Origin of the sequence: Aeromicrobium sp. REDSEA-S38_B2 (assembly GCF_001628525.1) — a bacterium.
Lineage (GTDB): Bacteria > Actinomycetota > Actinomycetes > Propionibacteriales > Nocardioidaceae > Aeromicrobium > Aeromicrobium erythreum.
Map to the genome: position 1 here is coordinate 1 of NZ_LUNH01000090.1, position 16607 is coordinate 16607.

16 protein-coding genes, 1 tRNA gene and 1 pseudogene are annotated in these 16607 nt (G+C 73.2%); 12 read left to right on the forward strand and 6 right to left on the reverse strand.

The window, feature by feature from the left end; all coding sequences use genetic code 11:
* Both A6Q81_RS15155 and A6Q81_RS15160 read left to right on the forward strand, forming a co-directional pair.
* On the forward strand, nt 1–1158 hold a 1158-nt coding region (locus tag A6Q81_RS15155; RefSeq protein ID WP_286690972.1), incomplete at its 5' end, for an NAD(P)/FAD-dependent oxidoreductase.
* Between the two features lie 38 nt (nt 1159–1196).
* Complete coding sequence (locus tag A6Q81_RS15160) at nt 1197–1790, forward strand: TetR/AcrR family transcriptional regulator (protein ID WP_286690973.1); 594 nt, start codon at nt 1197–1199, stop codon at nt 1788–1790.
* 21 nt (nt 1791–1811) lie between these two features.
* Here A6Q81_RS15160 and A6Q81_RS15165 read toward each other — a convergent pair whose 3' ends face one another.
* Complete coding sequence (locus A6Q81_RS15165; protein ID WP_286690974.1) at nt 1812–3362, reverse strand: dolichyl-phosphate-mannose--protein mannosyltransferase; 1551 nt, start codon at nt 3360–3362, stop codon at nt 1812–1814.
* A 90-nt stretch (nt 3363–3452) separates the two neighbouring features.
* Nucleotides 3453–4412: a hypothetical protein gene (locus tag A6Q81_RS15170; protein ID WP_286690975.1), complete on the reverse strand. Its 960-nt coding sequence runs from the start codon at nt 4410–4412 to the stop codon at nt 3453–3455.
* A gap of 225 nt (nt 4413–4637) precedes the next feature.
* On the opposite strand from A6Q81_RS15170, the gene rsmI reads away from it, so the two are divergent.
* The 7 genes from rsmI (at nt 4638) to A6Q81_RS15205 (ending at nt 12709) form a co-directional block, all read left to right on the forward strand.
* Nucleotides 4638–5468, forward strand: a complete 831-nt coding sequence (gene rsmI, locus A6Q81_RS15175) for a 16S rRNA (cytidine(1402)-2'-O)-methyltransferase (protein ID WP_286690976.1) — start codon at nt 4638–4640, stop codon at nt 5466–5468.
* A gap of 31 nt (nt 5469–5499) precedes the next feature.
* Complete coding sequence (gene metG / locus A6Q81_RS15180; protein WP_286690977.1) at nt 5500–7077, forward strand: methionine--tRNA ligase; 1578 nt, start codon at nt 5500–5502, stop codon at nt 7075–7077.
* Nucleotides 7074–7940 carry a TatD family hydrolase gene (locus A6Q81_RS15185; protein ID WP_286690978.1) on the forward strand — a complete coding sequence of 289 codons (867 nt, stop codon included), beginning with the start codon at nt 7074–7076 and terminating at the stop codon, nt 7938–7940. Before metG ends, A6Q81_RS15185 begins: the two co-directional genes overlap by 4 nt.
* 75 nt (nt 7941–8015) lie before the next feature.
* A complete protein-coding gene (locus A6Q81_RS15190) occupies nt 8016–9161 on the forward strand; it encodes a ubiquitin-like domain-containing protein (protein WP_286690979.1) in 1146 nt (381 codons plus the stop codon).
* Nucleotides 9097–9960 (forward strand): 16S rRNA (adenine(1518)-N(6)/adenine(1519)-N(6))-dimethyltransferase RsmA, encoded by an 864-nt coding sequence (gene rsmA, locus A6Q81_RS15195; RefSeq protein WP_286690986.1) that lies wholly within the window; start codon nt 9097–9099, stop codon nt 9958–9960. Before A6Q81_RS15190 ends, rsmA begins: the two co-directional genes overlap by 65 nt.
* Nucleotides 9961–9981: 21 nt before the next feature.
* Nucleotides 9982–10902, forward strand: coding sequence for a 4-(cytidine 5'-diphospho)-2-C-methyl-D-erythritol kinase (locus A6Q81_RS15200; RefSeq protein ID WP_067855329.1), 921 nt, complete (start codon nt 9982–9984; stop codon nt 10900–10902).
* 1 nt (nt 10903) lies between these two features.
* Nucleotides 10904–12709, forward strand: a complete 1806-nt coding sequence (locus A6Q81_RS15205; RefSeq protein WP_286690980.1) for an ABC-F family ATP-binding cassette domain-containing protein — start codon at nt 10904–10906, stop codon at nt 12707–12709.
* A 12-nt stretch (nt 12710–12721) separates the two neighbouring features.
* On the opposite strand, the gene A6Q81_RS15210 is transcribed toward A6Q81_RS15205, so the two are convergent.
* Complete coding sequence (locus A6Q81_RS15210) at nt 12722–13216, reverse strand: MarR family winged helix-turn-helix transcriptional regulator (protein WP_286690981.1); 495 nt, start codon at nt 13214–13216, stop codon at nt 12722–12724.
* Between the two features lie 74 nt (nt 13217–13290).
* On the opposite strand from A6Q81_RS15210, the gene A6Q81_RS15215 reads away from it, so the two are divergent.
* The 3 genes from A6Q81_RS15215 (at nt 13291) to A6Q81_RS15225 (ending at nt 15527) form a co-directional block, all read left to right on the forward strand.
* A complete protein-coding gene (locus A6Q81_RS15215; protein WP_286690982.1) occupies nt 13291–14646 on the forward strand; it encodes an amidase in 1356 nt (451 codons plus the stop codon).
* Nucleotides 14643–15413 (forward strand): methyltransferase domain-containing protein, encoded by a 771-nt coding sequence (locus A6Q81_RS15220; protein ID WP_286690983.1) that lies wholly within the window; start codon nt 14643–14645, stop codon nt 15411–15413. The genes A6Q81_RS15215 and A6Q81_RS15220 overlap by 4 nt, the downstream gene beginning before the upstream one ends.
* A gap of 35 nt (nt 15414–15448) precedes the next feature.
* Nucleotides 15449–15527: transfer RNA gene (locus tag A6Q81_RS15225), tRNA-Gln, on the forward strand.
* Between the two features lie 8 nt (nt 15528–15535).
* Here the strand turns inward: A6Q81_RS15225 and A6Q81_RS15230 are convergent.
* From A6Q81_RS15230 to A6Q81_RS17320, 3 genes and pseudogenes are all read right to left on the reverse strand, one after another.
* Nucleotides 15536–15700: a hypothetical protein gene (locus A6Q81_RS15230; RefSeq protein WP_158509177.1), complete on the reverse strand. Its 165-nt coding sequence runs from the start codon at nt 15698–15700 to the stop codon at nt 15536–15538.
* A 52-nt stretch (nt 15701–15752) separates the two neighbouring features.
* Nucleotides 15753–16235 (reverse strand): HNH endonuclease signature motif containing protein, encoded by a 483-nt coding sequence (locus A6Q81_RS15235; RefSeq protein ID WP_286690984.1) that lies wholly within the window; start codon nt 16233–16235, stop codon nt 15753–15755.
* 103 nt (nt 16236–16338) lie between these two features.
* A pseudogene (locus A6Q81_RS17320) lies at nt 16339–16539 on the reverse strand (hypothetical protein); the annotation flags it as partial.
* Between the last annotated feature and the right edge of the window lie 68 nt (nt 16540–16607).

Below are 16607 nucleotides of genomic sequence, written 5' to 3' on the forward strand. Positions count from 1 at the left end.
GGCTTCGAGGGCGAGGTCGTGCTCCTGGGCGAGGAGCCCGAGCTGCCCTACCGCCGCCCGCCGGTGTCGAAGGAGGTCGTGCGCGGGGAGAAGGGCGCCGACGACATCCGGATCCGCAAGGCCGACTGGTACGAGGCGCAGCGGGTGCACCTGCGCACGGGCGAGCGGGTCGCTGCCATCGACGTCGAGGCGCACCGCGTCACGCTGGCGTCGGGGGAGGAGCTCGACTACGGCAGCCTGGTGCTGGCCACCGGAGGTCGGGCCCGGACGCTCGAGGCGATCACCGCACCCGACGCGCCCGGCGTCCGGACCCTCCGCGACCTGGCCGACGTCGACGGCGTGCTCGAGGCGCTGCGTCCCGGCGGCCGGCTCGTGGTCGTCGGGGCGGGGCTCATCGGGTCCGAGATCGCCGCCAGCGCGCGGGAGCTCGGCGCCGAGGTGACCCTTCTCGAGGCGGCCGCGTCGCCGCTGCAGCACCTCCTGCCGCCCGACCTCGGTGCGCTGTGCGCCGAGCTGCACACCACGCACGGCACGGACCTGCAGCTCGGCGTCGAGGTCACCGCGATCGTCGCCGGCGACGACGGCGAGACGGTCGTCGAGGCGGCGGACGGTCGGCGCTGGTCCGCGCCCGTGGTCGTCGTGGCCGTCGGGATGGCGCCGAACGGCGAGCTCGCCGCCGCCGCAGGCCTCGCCGTCGAGCGCGGAGCCGTGGTCGTCGACGACCATGGCCGCACGAGCGCCCCCGACGTCTACGCCGCGGGCGACGTCGTGCTGCGCCCCAGCGTGCTGCGCGGCGGTCCCGAACGGGTCGAGCATTGGCAGGGCGCGCAGAACCACGGCACGGCCGTCGGCCGCAACGTCGCCGGCCAGGACGCGGCCTTCGACGAGGTCCCGTGGTGCTGGTCCGACCAGTACGGCCACACGCTGCAGGTGACCGGATGGCCCGCGGCGGCCCACGAGCTCGTCGTGCGCGGCTCGCTCGAGGCGCGCGACTTCACCGCGTTCCTGCTCGACGACGGGGTCCTGCGCGGCGCCGTCTCGATCGGCCGGCCCGCCGAGGTGCGGGTGGCTCGTCAGGCCATCGGTGCGAAGGCCCGTCCCGACGTGTCCGCCCTGGACACGACCGACGACCTGGCCGCCGCGCTGCAGGCGACATGACCGACCTGGCGCTGGGCGCGGGGGCGTACCGTGCGGGTGTGCCCTCGACCCGCGAACGCCTGCTCGACGCCGCCCAGCACGTGGTGGAGGACGACGGGTGGACGGCCGTCACGATGGCGCGCATCGCGCGCCTCGCCGGGGTGAGCCGTCAGACGGTGCACAACGAGCTGGGCACCAAGCACGCGCTCGCCCAGGCGCTCGCCCTGCGCGAGCTCGACCGGTTCCTCGCCGTCGTGCGGGACCGGCTGCGAGCCGCGGACGACGTGGTCGAGGCCGTCCGGTCGGCGTGCGAGGGCGCGCTCGAGCTCGGGGAGCGCAGCCTGCTCGTCCGCACGATCGTCACGTCGGTGCCGTCGGAGCAGGACGGCGACCTGCTCAGCGTCCTCACCACCGAGTCGGGCGAGATCGTCGAGGCCGCGTCGCTCGTCGTGCGGCAGGAGCTGCTGGACCGGTTCGCGCCGCTGCCGTTCGACGACGCCGAGCTCGTCGTGGCCGTCGAGGCGGTGGTGCGGCTCGTGCTCTCCTCGATCACGCGACCGTCGAAGCCTGCGGCCGTCGCCGCGCAGGAGATCGCGTGGATCCTCGGCCTCGCGCTCGAGGGTCGGACCGCGACCCGCGCCGCCGCGCGCTGATCGCGGGACGGGGCGCAGGCCTCAGATCCAGCGGCGGAACCACATCCGGTCGAGCCACGCGTCGTAGGGGATGGTCCGGTCGGTCCAGATCGGCAGGAAGTACCAGAAGCACGCGACGACGGCGACGACCAGCAGTCCGACGCCGAGGCCGACCGCGTAGCGTCGCTGGGCGGTGTCGGCCCAGTGTCGGGCCTCGTCGACGAGCAGGCACAGCGCCACGATCATGAACGGCACCACGAGCACGGCGTAGAAGCTGAAGATCGGTCGGTCGGTGCTGCCGAACCAGGGCAGCCAGCCCGCCGCGACGCCGACGACCGGCACCGCCCAGCGACCGTCGCGGGTGCGGATCCAGGCGACCACCGCGGCCACGACGGCGACGGCGGCCGGCCACCACACCGCCGGGTTGCCGAGCGCGGTGACCTCGCGGATGCACGTCGAGCCCTCGGGGGCCCCACACGCGGTGGCCGGGAGCTTGAACTGCGCGTCGAACGCGACGGGCCGCTCGAGCAGCAGCCAGCCGGCCGGGTTCGACGCGTACGGGTGGGTCTTGCCCGCGAGGTAGGAGCCGGTGTGGAAGTCGAAGACCATGACGTGGAAGTGCCACAGGGAGCGGAACGCGTCGAGCACCCCGCCGAGGAAGCCCGGCGTCGGTGAGCTGACGTACGACCCCCACGACGGGTCGCCGAGCCCGTACCGGACGGCGTACGCCTCCTGGTGCAGCAGGAACCCGGTCCAGGTGAGCAGGTACACGACCAGGGCGACGAGCACGAGGTAGCCGAACGCGGGCAGGCCCGTCGCGAGGGTCGTGCGGACCCAGCCGAACCGCGGCACCGTCGACACGTCCGCGTCGCTCGCGCCGTGCGCGGCGTGCGTCCGGGCGTAGGTGCGGCGGGCCAGCACCTCCCACACGACGACCACCACGCCGAACGCCGCGAGGACGTAGAGCCCGCTCCACTTGGTGCCCACGGCCATGCCGAAGCACACGCCGGCGGCCAGCTGCCACGGCCGCCAGTGGACGTAGGTGCCCAGCCGCTCGCGCACGGCGTCGCGGTCAGCGACGAGACAGGCCACCCCCGCGACGACCCAGAACGTCAGGAAGACGTCGAGCAGCGCCGTCCGCGACATGACGAAGTGCAGCCCGTCGAGGCAGAGCAGGAGTCCCGCGAGGCACCCCACCCACACGGACCCGGTGAGCCGCAGCACCAGGCGGGCCAGCACCAGGACCGTGAGCGCGCCGACGACCGCGGCGCTGATCCGCCAGCCGAAGGAGTTCATGCCGAAGATCGCCTCGCCGACCGCGATCAGCCACTTCCCGCCGTCCGGGTGCGCGATGTAGGCCGGCTGGCCGTTCGTCAGCCCGGTCAGGACGCCGTCGACGATCTTCTCGTTCGCGTCGGACACGAAGTCCTGGACGTAGCCGTGCTGCAGCAGGGAGAAGGCGTCCTTGGCGTAGTACGTCTCGTCGAAGACGAGCAGGTTCGGCCGACCCAGGTGCCACACCCGCAGCCCGAGCGCCAGCAGCGCCACCGCCGCCGGTCCCAGCCAGCCCACCACCCGATCCCGTGCCTCCACGGGCACATCCTGTCACCCACCCGAGCGGTGACTCCTCCACCGAATGGTGTGTCCTCGTGCCGAGCGGTGGATCAACCACCCGAACAGACCTCAGAAGGTGGAAAGAGCACCGCTGGTTCCGGGGGCGCCGACCAAGGGAGCCGCCAGGAGAGCGTGCCACGTCCGGCCGAAGTGTGGCGCCGGTCCGTCGTAGCCCGCGCGCACGAGTGCTCGATGCACTTCCAGCACCGTCGTCCGTGGATGGGCGAGCATCTCCGACGTCACCTGGAGGTACGCCCACGCCTCCTCGCGCAACCGTCCGTAGCGATGGACGTCGTGCTGGAACTGGCGGACGTCGAGCGCATGCTGGCGACCCTCGAACTCGAGGAGGAGCCGCCACACCACGTAGACGAGGTCGCCACGAGCCAGGAACCGCCCGGCGGCGTCGTGGAGGTCGACGTTGACGGCGGGCCGGGGCAGCCCGGAGGCGACGACCAGGCAACGGAGCCGGCTCTCCTGCAGGCTCGCTGCTGCCGGGTCCATCCAGGGGAGCATGCGCCGCACGAGGGGGGCGGCGACTCGCCAGGGTTGGTCGTCCAAGAGACGCTGCAGGGGGTCGAGCCGGAGGTGGCCGCGGTGCAGGAGCCAGTCGCCGACCATCACCACCTCGATCGGCAGGAGCTCGGCGGCGGCCATCACGAAGGCGCCCTCGACGTCGATGGAGCCGTCTCGGTGCGGGGGCATCGCGACGGTCCGATGCACGAAGATCCGGTCGAAGGTGAGGTGGTGGTCGCGGGGGAGGGTGAACCGCAGTGGCAGGAGCGGGCCGAAGTCGAGGCCCAGGGGCCTCGTGAGGTGGCTGAGCTGGGCGTCTGGCGGTAGCGCCAGGCGCGCTGCCCCGATCAGCTCGAGCGTGGTGAGGTGCGTGTCGTGGGAGCGGTACACGCGGGGGAAGACCTGGACGAACCGTGGGTGCTCGAGCATCCGGGGGCTGATCCCGACGGCGATCGCCTCCGAGCGGTGGAACGCACGACCGGCGAGGACGGATGGAAGGGGAGTTGGACGGCGCATGGAGCCATCCGACTCGCTCGGCGCGGGTCAGGGGACATGTCGTCTCGATCCTGTGGACGACGTCCCCGCCGTCCGGCGCCTGGCTGTGGACACGCGCTCAGAGGTGGATCCTCCACCTTGTGAGCGTTGAGAAGGTGGACGATCCACCGTCGGCGCCCCTCCCCGCGCATTCGGTGGAGGATCCACCGCTCGGGGGGCGGACGGTGCGGGTGGGAGGATGAGGGGGTGCTGATCCTCGCTGCGACGCCCATCGGTCGGCCCGACGACGCGTCGCCGAGGCTGGTGGCGGCGCTCGGGGCGGCCGACGTGGTGGCCGCGGAGGACACGCGGCGGCTGCGGCGGCTCGCGGGCGACCTGGGGGCCCAGGTCGGCGGACGTGTCGTGTCCTACTTCGAGGGCAACGAGCGGGAGCGGACGCCCGAACTCGTCGAGCACCTCCTGGCCGGGCTCGACGTCCTGCTCGTCACCGACGCGGGGATGCCGAGCGTGTCCGACCCCGGCTACCGGCTCGTGGCCGCGGCGCTGGAGGCCGACGTCGACGTGCGCGCCATCCCCGGACCGTCGGCCGTCCTCACGGCGCTCGCCGTCAGCGGCCTGCCGGTCGACCGGTTCTGCTTCGAGGGGTTCCCGGCCCGCAAGGCGGGCGAGCGCGACCGTGCCTTCGCGGCGCTCGCCACCGAGCAGCGCACGATGGTCTTCTTCGAGTCGCCGCACCGCACCCGCGCGACCCTCGCCGCGCTCGCCGCCGCGCTCGGGGCCGACCGTGCCGCCGCCGTGTGCCGCGAGCTGACGAAGACGTACGAGGAGGTCGCCCGCGGCAGCCTCGCCGAGCTCGTCGCCTGGGCCGACGGGCAGGAGCACGGGGTGCGCGGCGAGGTGACCCTGGTCGTCGCCGGCCACGTCCCCGTCGTCGCCGACCTCGACGCCGACGCGCTCCGCGCCCTCGTGGCCGACGCCGAGGCGACGGGGCTCAGCCGCAAGGACGCGGTCGCCCAGGTCGCCGCCGACACCGGCGTGCGCAAGCGGGTCGTCTACGACGCCGCGCACGCCCGCTGAGGGCGTCCCACCGGGTCACTAGGATCGTGGTGTGTCCTACTACGTCACCACGCCGATCTACTACGTCAACGACGCCCCGCACATCGGCCACGGCTACACGACGGTCATCGGCGACGTCCTGACCCGCTGGCACCGTCAGCGCGGCGAGGACGTCTGGTACCTCACGGGCACCGACGAGCACGGCCTGAAGGTGCTGCGCAAGGCGCAGCAGAACGGCGCCACCCCGCAGGAGTGGACCGACCGGCTGGTCGAGACGGAGTGGAAGCCGCTGCTGGAGCTGCTCGACATCGCCAACGACGACTTCATCCGCACGAGCGAGGAGCGCCACGAGAAGAGCGCCCAGGCGTTCTGGCAGGACCTGTACGACCGCGGCGAGGTCTACAAGGGAGAGTTCAGCGGCTGGTACTCGGTCGGCTCGGAGGAGTTCGTGGCCGAGGACGACGTCGTCGACGGCGAGGGCGACGACGAGGGGCACAAGGTCTCGGCGCTCGACGGGTCGCGCGTGGAGCACGTGACGGAGGAGAACTACTTCTTCCCGCTCAGCAAGTACGCCGACCGGCTGCTCGAGCTCTACGAGACGAACCCCGACTTCATCCAGCCCGAGTCGGCGCGCAACGAGGTCGTCTCCTTCGTGCGGCGGGGCCTGAAGGACCTCTCGATCAGCCGCTCCACGTTCGACTGGGGCATCCAGGTCCCGTGGGACCCCTCGCACGTCATGTACGTGTGGATCGAGGCGCTGCTCAACTACGTCACCGCCGCCGGCTACGGCGTCGACGACGAGCGCTTCGGCGAGCTGTGGCCCGCCGACGTGCACCTCGTCGGCAAGGACATCGCGCGCTTCCACGCCGTCATCTGGCCGGCGATGCTGATGGCCGCCGGACGTCCCGTACCGCACCGCGTGTTCGCGCACGGCTGGCTGCTGGTGGGCGGGCAGAAGATGAGCAAGAGCAAGGCCAACGGCATCCGCCCCGACGAGATCGTCGAAGTGTTCGGCTCCGACGCCTACCGCTACTACTTCTCGCGCGCGCTCACGTTCGGCTCCGACGGCTCGATCTCGTGGGAGGACATGCGCGCCCGCTACCACGCCGAGCTCGCCAACGGGTTCGGCAACCTGGCGTCGCGGGTGGCGGCCATGATCGGCAAGTACTTCGACGGCACGCTGCCGGCCGCCGGTGAGCACACGGCCGCCGAGGAGGCGCTCGTCGCGCTCGTCGCGGAGGCCTCGGTCGAGGCCGACCGGGCGATCGACCGGATCGCGCCGCAGGACGCGCTGGCGCAGGTCTGGCGGATCGTCGAGGCCCTCAACGGCTACCTCACCGAGCAGGCGCCCTGGCAGGTGGCGAAGCAGGCGGACGAGGCGGCGCAGCGGGAGCGGCTCGCCACCATCCTCGTGACCGCGGCCGAGGGTCTGCGCGTGCTCGCGGTGCTGCTGCACCCGGTGATGCCGCGCGCCACCGCGTCGCTGTGGGAGTCGCTGGGTGCCGAGCCTGCGCTCGGTGCGCTTGCCGACCAGCCGATCGGGACCGTCGCGCAGTGGGGACGTCTGCCGGAGGGCTCGGTGGTCACGAAGGTGCCCAGCCTGTTCCCGCGCCTCGAGGACGACGCGTGAGCGAGGCCGACTGGCCCTGGCCCGACGCGCCCGAGCCGCTCCCGTCGCCCGTGGTCGACAACCACTGCCACCTCGACCACAGGATCAAGGGCGGCCTGCTGATCGACGTCGAGGACGCCCTCGACCGGGCCGCGGCCGTCAACGTCGACCGGATCGTGCAGGTCGGCTGCGACCTCGAGGGGTCGCGCTGGGCGGTCGAGACGGCGCGCCAGCACGAGGCGATCGTCGCGGCCGTCGCCCTGCACCCCAACGAGGCGCCGCTCCTGGAGCAGGCGGGCACGCTCGACGCCGCGCTCGCCGAGATCGAGGCCCTCGCGCAGGACCCCGCCGTCCGGGCGGTGGGGGAGACCGGTCTCGACTACTTCCGCACCGGCGTCGACGGACGTGCCGCGCAGCACCGCTCGTTCCGGGCGCACATCGACGTGGCCCGACGTCACGACCGCACCCTCGTCATCCACGACCGCGACGCGCACGACGACGTCCTGGCGATCCTCGACGACCAGGGCGTCCCCGAGCGCACCGTCATGCACTGCTTCTCCGGCGACGCCGACGTCGCCCGACGCTGCCTCGACCGTGGCGCCTACCTCTCGTTCTCCGGGACGGTCACGTTCAAGAACGCCGAGCCGCTGCGCGAGGCGCTGGCGGTCACGCCGACCGACCGGATCCTCGTCGAGACCGATGCGCCCTTCCTCACACCGACGCCGCACCGTGGACGGCCGAACGCGTCGTTCCTCGTGCCGTACACGGTGCGTTTCATGGCCGAGTTCCTGGGCCGATCCGTCGACGACCTTTGCCGGGCGATCGATGAGAACACCGACCGCGCGTTCGGCGGCTCCTGGCCTCGGCACACCCCGGCTGTTTGACGTCAGCGCCGTCCTCCCGCAGGGTGGACGGGCTGCCCATCTCCAGCTGACCTTGTCCCCGACCAGAGGAAAGCAGTGCACCACCCTCGACAGAACACCCCTCAGACCACCTCCCAGGACTCCGCGGACGCCACTCGGCGCCGCCACCGCCAGACCACGAAGCGCGTCGTCATCGCCCTCAACCTGGCCGTCCTCCTCGTTCTCGGAGCCGGCGTCGCCGCCTACGGCAGCCTCTCCAAGACCGTGACCCTCGACGTCGACGGCCGCAAGGCCACCGTCCGCACCTTCGGCACCTCCGTCGGGTCGCTGCTCAAGAGCCACGACGTCCGCACGAAGGACGCCGCCGTCGACGCCGAGCCGACCGCGTCGGTCTCCGACGGCGACACGATCAAGGTCCGCTACGCCAAGGACGTCACGGTCGCCGTCGACGGCACCGTGCGTCGTGAGCGGCTGCACGCCGCCACCGTCGGCGACGTCCTCGACGAGCTCGACGTCTCGCCCCGCAAGGGTGCCGAGGTCAACGCCGCGAAGGACACGCGCCTCGACGACACCGCGTCGACCGTGGTCGTCTCCAACCCCAAGAAGCTCACCGTCCGCGCCGACGGTCGCAAGCGGACCGTCACGAGCGCCGCCCCCACCGCGGGCGAGGTGCTCGAGGAGGCCGGCGTGCGTCTCGGTGCCGCCGACGAGGTCCGCGCCGGCGACGCGCTCGGCGAGGCCGCCCTGGTCAAGCCGGGCGAGCGCGTCGACGTCGTGCGGGTGCGCATGGTCGACACCGCCCGCACGGTGCGCACCGCCCCGCAGACGGAGGTCCGCGAGGACGACACCCTGGAGAAGGGCACGGAGAAGGTGCTGCGCGCCGGCGCCCCGCGCGTCGTGCAGCAGAAGGTGCTCGTCACCCGCGCGAACGGCAAGGTCCGCTCGACCCTCGTGCTGACCCAGAAGGTCGCCGACGAGGGCAGCAAGCGCGTCGTGCTCCGCGGCACGAAGGAGCCCGAGCCCGAGGAGACCACGCTGGCGGCCGCGGCTCCCGAGTCGTCGGCGGCCCCGGCCTCCCGCACGAGAACAGCCGCGAGGTGCAGATCAAGTACGCGAAGATCCTGCAGCAGCGCTCCGGCTGGGGCCAGTGGTCCTGCGCCGCGAAGGTCGGTGTGCACTGAGCGGCACCCCGCCCACCCCGGTCTCGCTGCTGGGTGCGGCCGACGTCCGACGCATCGCTGACGCGGTCGGACTGCGGCCCACCAAGCAGCGTGGCCAGAACTTCGTGGTCGACGGCAACACCGTGCGCCGTATCGTCCGCGACTCCGGGATCGGCCCCGACGACGTCGTCGTCGAGGTCGGTCCCGGTCTCGGTTCGCTGACCCTGGCGCTGCTCGAGGTCGCCCGGCACGTCGTGGCCGTCGAGGTCGACCCGGTCCTCGCCCAGCGTCTGCCGACCACCGTCGCCGAGCAGGCGCCGGGTCACGTCGAGCGTCTCGACCTCGTCCTGGCCGACGCGATGCGCGTCGAGGAGCTTCCCGGCCCCACGCCCACCGCGCTGGTCGCGAACCTGCCCTACAACGTGTCGGTCCCGGTGCTGCTGCACCTGCTGGAGCGCTTCGAGACGCTCGCGTCGGTGCTCGTCATGGTGCAGGCCGAGGTGGCCCACCGGCTCGCGGCGCCTCCCGGCTCCCGCACCTACGGCGTCCCGAGCGTCAAGGCGGCCTGGTACTGCGACGTCGCCCTCGCGGGCACGGTCGGACGTCAGGTGTTCTGGCCCGTGCCGAACGTCGACTCCGCGCTCGTGTCGCTGCGCCGGCGGGGCACGCCCGGCGACGACGACCTACGGCGTGCCACCTTCCGCGTCGTCGACGCCGCCTTCGCGCAGCGTCGCAAGACGCTGAGGGCCGCGCTCTCCGGCCTCGCAGGCTCCGGCGCGGCGGCCGAGGTGGCCCTGCGCGCGGCCGACGTCGACCCGCAGGCCAGGGGTGAGCAGCTCGACGTCGTGGCGTTCGCGCGGATCGCCGCTGCCCTCGGCTGAGCGGATCGGTAGGTTGGTGCGGTGAGAACCGTCAGCGTGCGCGTGCCAGCCAAGATCAACCTGGCCCTCGGCGTCGGCGGCGTCCGTGAGGACGGCTTCCACCCGCTCGCGACGGTCTACCAGGCCGTCGACCTCTACGACGAGGTCCGGGCGACGGCGAACGACACCGGCGAGGTGACGGTCGAGACGACCAGCGACGTCCCGGGCGCCGAGACCGAGGCGTCGCTCGTGCCGCGCGGTCGGGACAACCTCGCCGTGCGCGCCGCGCTCGCGCTGCGTGAGCAGACGGGCGTCGAGGCCGGCGTCGACCTCGTGATCCGCAAGGCGATCCCGGTGGCCGGTGGCATGGCCGGCGGCTCGGCCGACGCTGCGGCGACGCTCGTCGCGTGCAACGACGTGTGGGGTCTCGGGTGGTCGCGGCACGAGCTCGAGCCGGTCGCGGCCGGTCTCGGCAGCGACGTGCCGTTCCTCCTGCACGGCGGCAACGCGATCGGCGGCGGACGCGGCGAGCTGGTCAGCCCGGTCCTGGCGCGTGGCTCCTACCACTGGGTCGTCGCCGTGTCCGGCATCGGACTGTCGACGGCCTCGGTGTACGCCGAGTTCGACCGGCTGAACGCCGACCGGGAGCTGGCGACGCCCGAGGTCCCCGACGCGCTGCTCGCGGCCCTGCGCTCGGGCGACGCCGTCGCGCTCGGGGCCGCCCTCTCCAACGACCTCACGGAGGCCGCGCTCTCGCTGCGGCCCGACCTGGCCCAGACCCTCGAGGTGGGGGTGGAGGCCGGTGCGCTCGGCGCGCTGGTGTCCGGCTCCGGCCCCACGTGCGTGTTCCTCGCCGCCGACGAGCAGCAGAGCCTCGACATCGCGATCGCGCTTGCCGGCACGGGGCGCTGCGCCGACGTCGTCCAGTCGATCGGGCCCGTGCCCGGCGTGCGGGTGGTCTGAGGTGGCCGCACCGGCCGGCCGTCGGACCCCGCTCATCGGCGGCGAGGGGCTGCAGCTGTCGTTCCCGACGAAGGACGTCCTCGACGACGTCACCCTCGGCCTGGCCGAGGGGCAGCGCGTCGGCGTCGTCGGCCGCAACGGCGACGGCAAGTCGACGTTGATGCGGGTGCTGGCACGTCGGCTCGAGCCCGACGAGGGCCGGGTCACGTGGCGTCGCGACCTGCGCGTCGGCTACGTCGACCAGTCCGACACGCTCGACCCCGGGCTCACGGTCGCGCAGACCGTCGTCGGTGACACCGCCGAGCACGTGTGGGCGGGCGACCCGCGGGTGCGCGACGTCGTCGCCGGGCTGCTCGGCGACGTCGACTGGGACGGTCCCGTCGCCGGCCTCAGCGGCGGCCAGCGTCGCCGCGTGTCGCTCGCCGCCGTCCTCGTCGACGAGCACGACGTGCTGTTCCTCGACGAGCCCACCAACCACCTCGACGTCGAGGGCGTCACCTGGCTGGCGGCCCACCTGAACGCGCGGTTCGCGTCGGGGCAGGGCGCCTTCGTGGTGGTCACGCACGACCGCTGGTTCCTCGACGAGGTGTGCACCGACACCTGGGAGGTCCACGACGCGGTCGTGGAGCCGTTCGAGGGCGGGTACGCCGCCTACGTGCTGCAGCGCGTCGAGCGCGACCGCCAGGCCGCTGCGGCCGAGTCGCGTCGGCAGAACCTCCTGCGCAAGGAGCTGGCGTGGCTGCGGCGCGGCGCGCCGGCCCGCACGTCGAAGCCGAAGTTCCGCATCGACGCGGCCAACGAGCTGATCGAGCGCGAGCCGCCCGTGCGCGACAGCGTCGAGCTGCGGCGGGTCGCGACGGCGCGGCTCGGCAAGGACGTCGTCGACCTGCTCGACGTGTCGGTCTCCTTCGGCGACCGCGAGGTGCTCTCGCACGTCGAGTGGCGGATCGCGCCGGGGGAGCGGACCGGCATCCTGGGCCCCAACGGCGCGGGCAAGAGCACGCTGCTCTCGCTCGTCGCCGGCCGGCTGGAGCCTTCGCGCGGTCGGGTGAAGCGCGGCACGACGGTCCGCGTGGCCACCCTGACGCAGGCGTTGACGGAGCTCGACGCGATCGCCGACGACCGCGTGCGCGACGTCGTGGCGTCGCGGCGCGCCAGCTACCAGGCCGACGGGGCGGAGGTGACCCCGTCGCAGATGCTCGAGCGGCTCGGGTTCTCCAGCGCCCAGCTCTCGAACCGGGTCAAGGACCTGTCGGGCGGCCAGCGCCGTCGCCTGCAGCTGCTGCTCACCCTGCTCGACGAGCCGAACGTGCTGATCCTCGACGAGCCGACCAACGACATGGACACCGACATGCTGGCGGCGATCGAGGACCTGCTCGACACGTGGCCCGGCACGCTGCTCGTCGTCAGCCACGACCGCTACCTGCTGGAGCGGGTGACCGACCACCAGTACGCGGTGCTGGACGGCCGGCTGCGACACCTGCCGGGCGGCGTCGACGAGTACCTGCGGCTGCGTCGGTCCGCCCAGCCCGCGGGGTCCGATGTGCCCGCTCCCGCGCCGGCATCGCCCACCGTCCCGGCCGGGTCGCCGGGCAGCGGCTCCGCCCAGGACCGTCAGGCGCGGAAGGAGGCGGCCCGCCTGGAGCGGCAGATCGAGCGGCTGAGCGCGCAGGAGGCCGACCTCGAGCGACGCATGGTGGAGGCGGCGACCGAGCCGGCCCGACTCGTGCCGCTCTCCGCGGAGCACGCGGAGGTCGTCGCGGAGCGCGAGCGCCTGGAGGAGCGGTGGCTCGAGGTCGCCGACTGACCCGACGTCGGGTCAGACGTGGCGAGCCAGCGTGCGCAACGACGCGGCCAGCGTGTCCGCGTCGTCCGGGTCGAGGCTCGACAGCAGCGAGCGCTCCTGCTCGAGGAGCTCGTCGAGGGCGGCGTCGACGGCTGCGCGCCCCGCGGCCGTGAGGGTGACGAGCACGCCCCGCCGGTCGCCCGGGTCGGCCTCGCGGGCGACGAGCCCGCGCCCCGCGAGCCGGTCGACGCGGTTCGTCATCGTGCCGCTCGTGACCATGGTCTCGGTGACGAGCCGGCCGGGGGAGAGCTGGTAGGGCGGACCCGACCGGCGCAGGGCGGACAGCACGTCGAACTCCCACGGCTCGAGCGCGTGGGCCGCGAACGCCGCCCGGCGCGCGCGGTCGAGGTGGCGGGCGAGACGGGTGACCCGGCTGAGCACCTGCATGGGGCGCGTGTCCAGGTCGGGGCGCTCGCGCTGCCAGGCCGCGACGATGCCGTCGACCTCGTCGAGCTCGTCAGCACCCATGGCGACACTGTAGTTCGTCAAGAATCTTGATGTCGAGATTGTTGTCGAGCCGGTGGGGGCCTACGGTGTCGCCCATGGACGTCGACGACCTCGTGGGCCGTGGCCCGGCCACCCTCGTTCCGCTGCTGCGCGACCGCACGGTGTCCGCGCGCGAGCTGACCATCGCCACGCTGGACGCGATCGAGCGTGAGGACGCCCGGGTGAACGCCGTCGTCGAGCTGCTCGCCGACGAGGCGTTCGACGCCTCGACGGAGGCCGACGCGCGGATCGCCCGCGGCGAGACGGGGCCGCTGCTCGGCGTGCCCGTCGCCATCAAGAACGACGTCGACCTCGCCGGACGGGTGACCGGGCTGGGGTCGCGGGCGGTCACCCAGGTGGCGCGCCAGGACGGCCCGCTCGTCGAGGCGCTGCTCGCGGCGGGTGCCGTCCCGGTGGCCACGACGACGCTCCCCGAGCTCGCGATCTACGGGTTCACCGAGTCGGCGGCCCGGGGCGTGACGCGCAACCCGCACGACCTCGACCGCACGCCCGGGGGTTCGTCCGGAGGGTCGGCCGCGCTCGTCGCCGCGGGCGCGGTCGGGGTGGCGACGGCGTCCGACGGTGCCGGCTCGATCCGCATCCCCGCGGCGAGCTGTGGTCTCGTCGGGTTCAAGACGACCCACGGGTTCGTGCCTGGCTCGGGGGGCTGGCACGGTCTCTCGACGCAGGGCTGCGTGACCCCGACGGTGCGCGACACCGCCGTCTACCTCGACGCGGTGGGGCACGGTGCTCCCGGCGCGCTCGCGCACGCGGCTGACACGGCTCCACGGACGCTCAGGATCGGCGTGACGACCAGCGCTGCGGCCGCAGGGCGTCCCGATCCGCTGCACCGCGACGTGAAGTCGGCCGTCGACCACGTGGCGGGCCTGCTCGACGGGATCGGGCACGAGGTCACCACCGTCAAGGTGCCGTACGGTCTCGACGCGAAGGCGCTCACCGTGCGCTACCTGGCCGGCATCGCCGAGTCGGCGTCGCGCGTCGACGACCCGTCGCTGCTCGAGCCACGCACCCGTCAGGTGGTGCGCCTCGGCCGTCCGTTCGGCCCGTCGGCCGTGACGTGGGCGCAGCGCGCCGGGCACCGGTTCGGCTCGACGGTGCTCGACCGGCTCGGCGTCGACGTGCTCCTGTCGCCCGTCATGAGCGGTCCGGCCCTGCCCGTCGGGCACTTCGCGGGCAAGGGCGGCCTGCGCACCGTGCTCGGCATGAACGCGTTCTACCCGTACACGGCGCAGTGGAACCACGCGGGGCTGCCGGCGGTCTCGCTCCCGGTCGGCCGGTCGCGCAAGCGGGGGCTCCCGCTGGCCGTCCAGCTCGTCGCTCGCCGCGAGCAGGACCCGCTCCTGATGTCGGTGGCCGCGCAGGTCGAGGCGGCGCTGCGGGGTTCCGCATGAGGTGGGACCCGGAGCAGTACCTGCGCTTCGCCGACGACCGTGGACGTCCGTTCGTCGACCTGGTCGCCCGGGTGCCGTCGGACGCCGACGTCGTGGCCGACCTCGGCTGCGGAGCCGGCAACCTCACGACCGTGCTGCGTGGGCGCTGGCCCGACGCCCGCGTGCTGGGCGTCGACGCGTCGCCGGAGATGGTCGCGCGCGCGACGGCCACGAACGAGGACCCTGCGGCGTCGTACGTCGTCTCGGACGTGACGACGTGGTCACCCGACGGACCGGTGGACGTGATCACGTCGAACGCGATGTTCCAGTGGGTGCCGGAGCAGGAGGACGTCCTGCGGCGTCTGGCGGAGCACGTGACGCCCGGTGGCGCGATCGCCGTGCAGGTGCCGAACAACGCCGACGCGCCGAGCCACGCGCTGATGCGCCAGGTCGCGGACCGTCCCGCGTACGCGGACCACACGGCGGGCGTGCTCTCGGTGCGGGGGACGGGTCCGCAGACGTACCTCGACCTGTTCGCGTCGCTGGGCTGGTCGTGCGACGCCTGGGAGACGACGTACCTGCACGTGCTGCCGGGCGACGACCCGGTCTTCGAGTGGGTCAAGGGCACGGGGGCGCGCCCGGTCTTGCAGGCGCTGCCGGACGGTCTGCGGGAGCAGTTCGTCACGGAGTACCAGGCGGCGCTGCGCGAGGCCTACCCTCGCCGGCCGTACGGGACGGTCCTGCCGTTCCGTCGGACGTTCGCGGTCGCCGTCCGCCCGCTCGGGTAGCCTGGGACGGCCGTCGTGGCCGTGCGTCGCGACGATCCCCGGTTGGTCTGCCGGCAGGGCCCGCCTGACTTTGAATCAGGACAAGCGACGTAGGTTCGACTCCTACCCGGGGAGCCGCAGGGTCAGTCCTCGTCGAGGGTGCCGACCGGGTCGAAGGTGAAGGACCCGAGGTGCTCCTGCACGCCGCGGAAGGCGTCCGCGATCTCGGGGTCCTCCAGGGCCTTCTCGAGGGAGCGCAGAGCCTCCTGCGTCCGGACGTCGGTGGTCTCCTCGATGGGGTCGCTCATGCGTCCATGGTGACGCGGACGCGGGCACCCCGCTGGGTGAGCGCGGCCCGGCTCATCGTGGTCGGTACTGGATGTGGTCGAGGCGGGTGTGGTGGATCTCGACGAACTCGATGGTGCGGTCTCGGCGGTTCCAGGCGCGGGTGAACGCGGTCTCGGCCTCGATGGTGCGGGTGGGTAGGTGCCAGCGGGCGTTGCCGTCCTTGTCGTGGCTGACGGTCAATGCTCCTCGGGTCTTGAGGCCGTGGTGGGGTGGGCAGCGGTGGTGCAGGTTGCCTGCGGCGGTGGGTCCGCGCTGCTGTCCGGGTGGTTGTCCGGGGTCGTAGGGGATCTGGTGATCGACGTCGCACGCGACGGCGGGTCGGGTGCAACCCGGAACGTCACAGGTCCCGTCGATGAGGTTCAACGCCCGGCGCAGGGGCTGGGTGGGGAAGCGGCCGAGCTCGGTGACGTCGAGGATGCCGCCGTGCTCGTCGGTCAGGAGCCGCGAGAACAGGGTTCCGTCCTGAGCGGCGAGCTCGGCGAGCCGGGGGGTCAAGGACGTGCTGCCCGTCGGAGGAGACCCCCGGCTCGTTGGAGAGGCCGAGGAGGGTGGCGAGGGAGACGGTGATGCCGACGTGGAACCGGCCCCGCCCTGTCGTGCCGACCGGCACGTGACCGGCGGTCGTGGTGTCGTTCTCGTCCTTGCGCAGGAGGGTGTCGACGAGCGCGTCGGCGCGGGCCTGCGCCAACGTCCGGTCATCGTCGAGGGTCTGGGTACGGGAGGTCTTCGCGGCCAGGGTCAGGTCACGCTCGATCAGGAGGGCGTCGACCGTGGGGATGAGGGCCTGCAGCAGGCTCATCCCGTCATCCAGGGCGGTGATGGTCACGGTGCGGTCCTGCTGGGCGGCCTTGCGGCGCTCGATCGCGT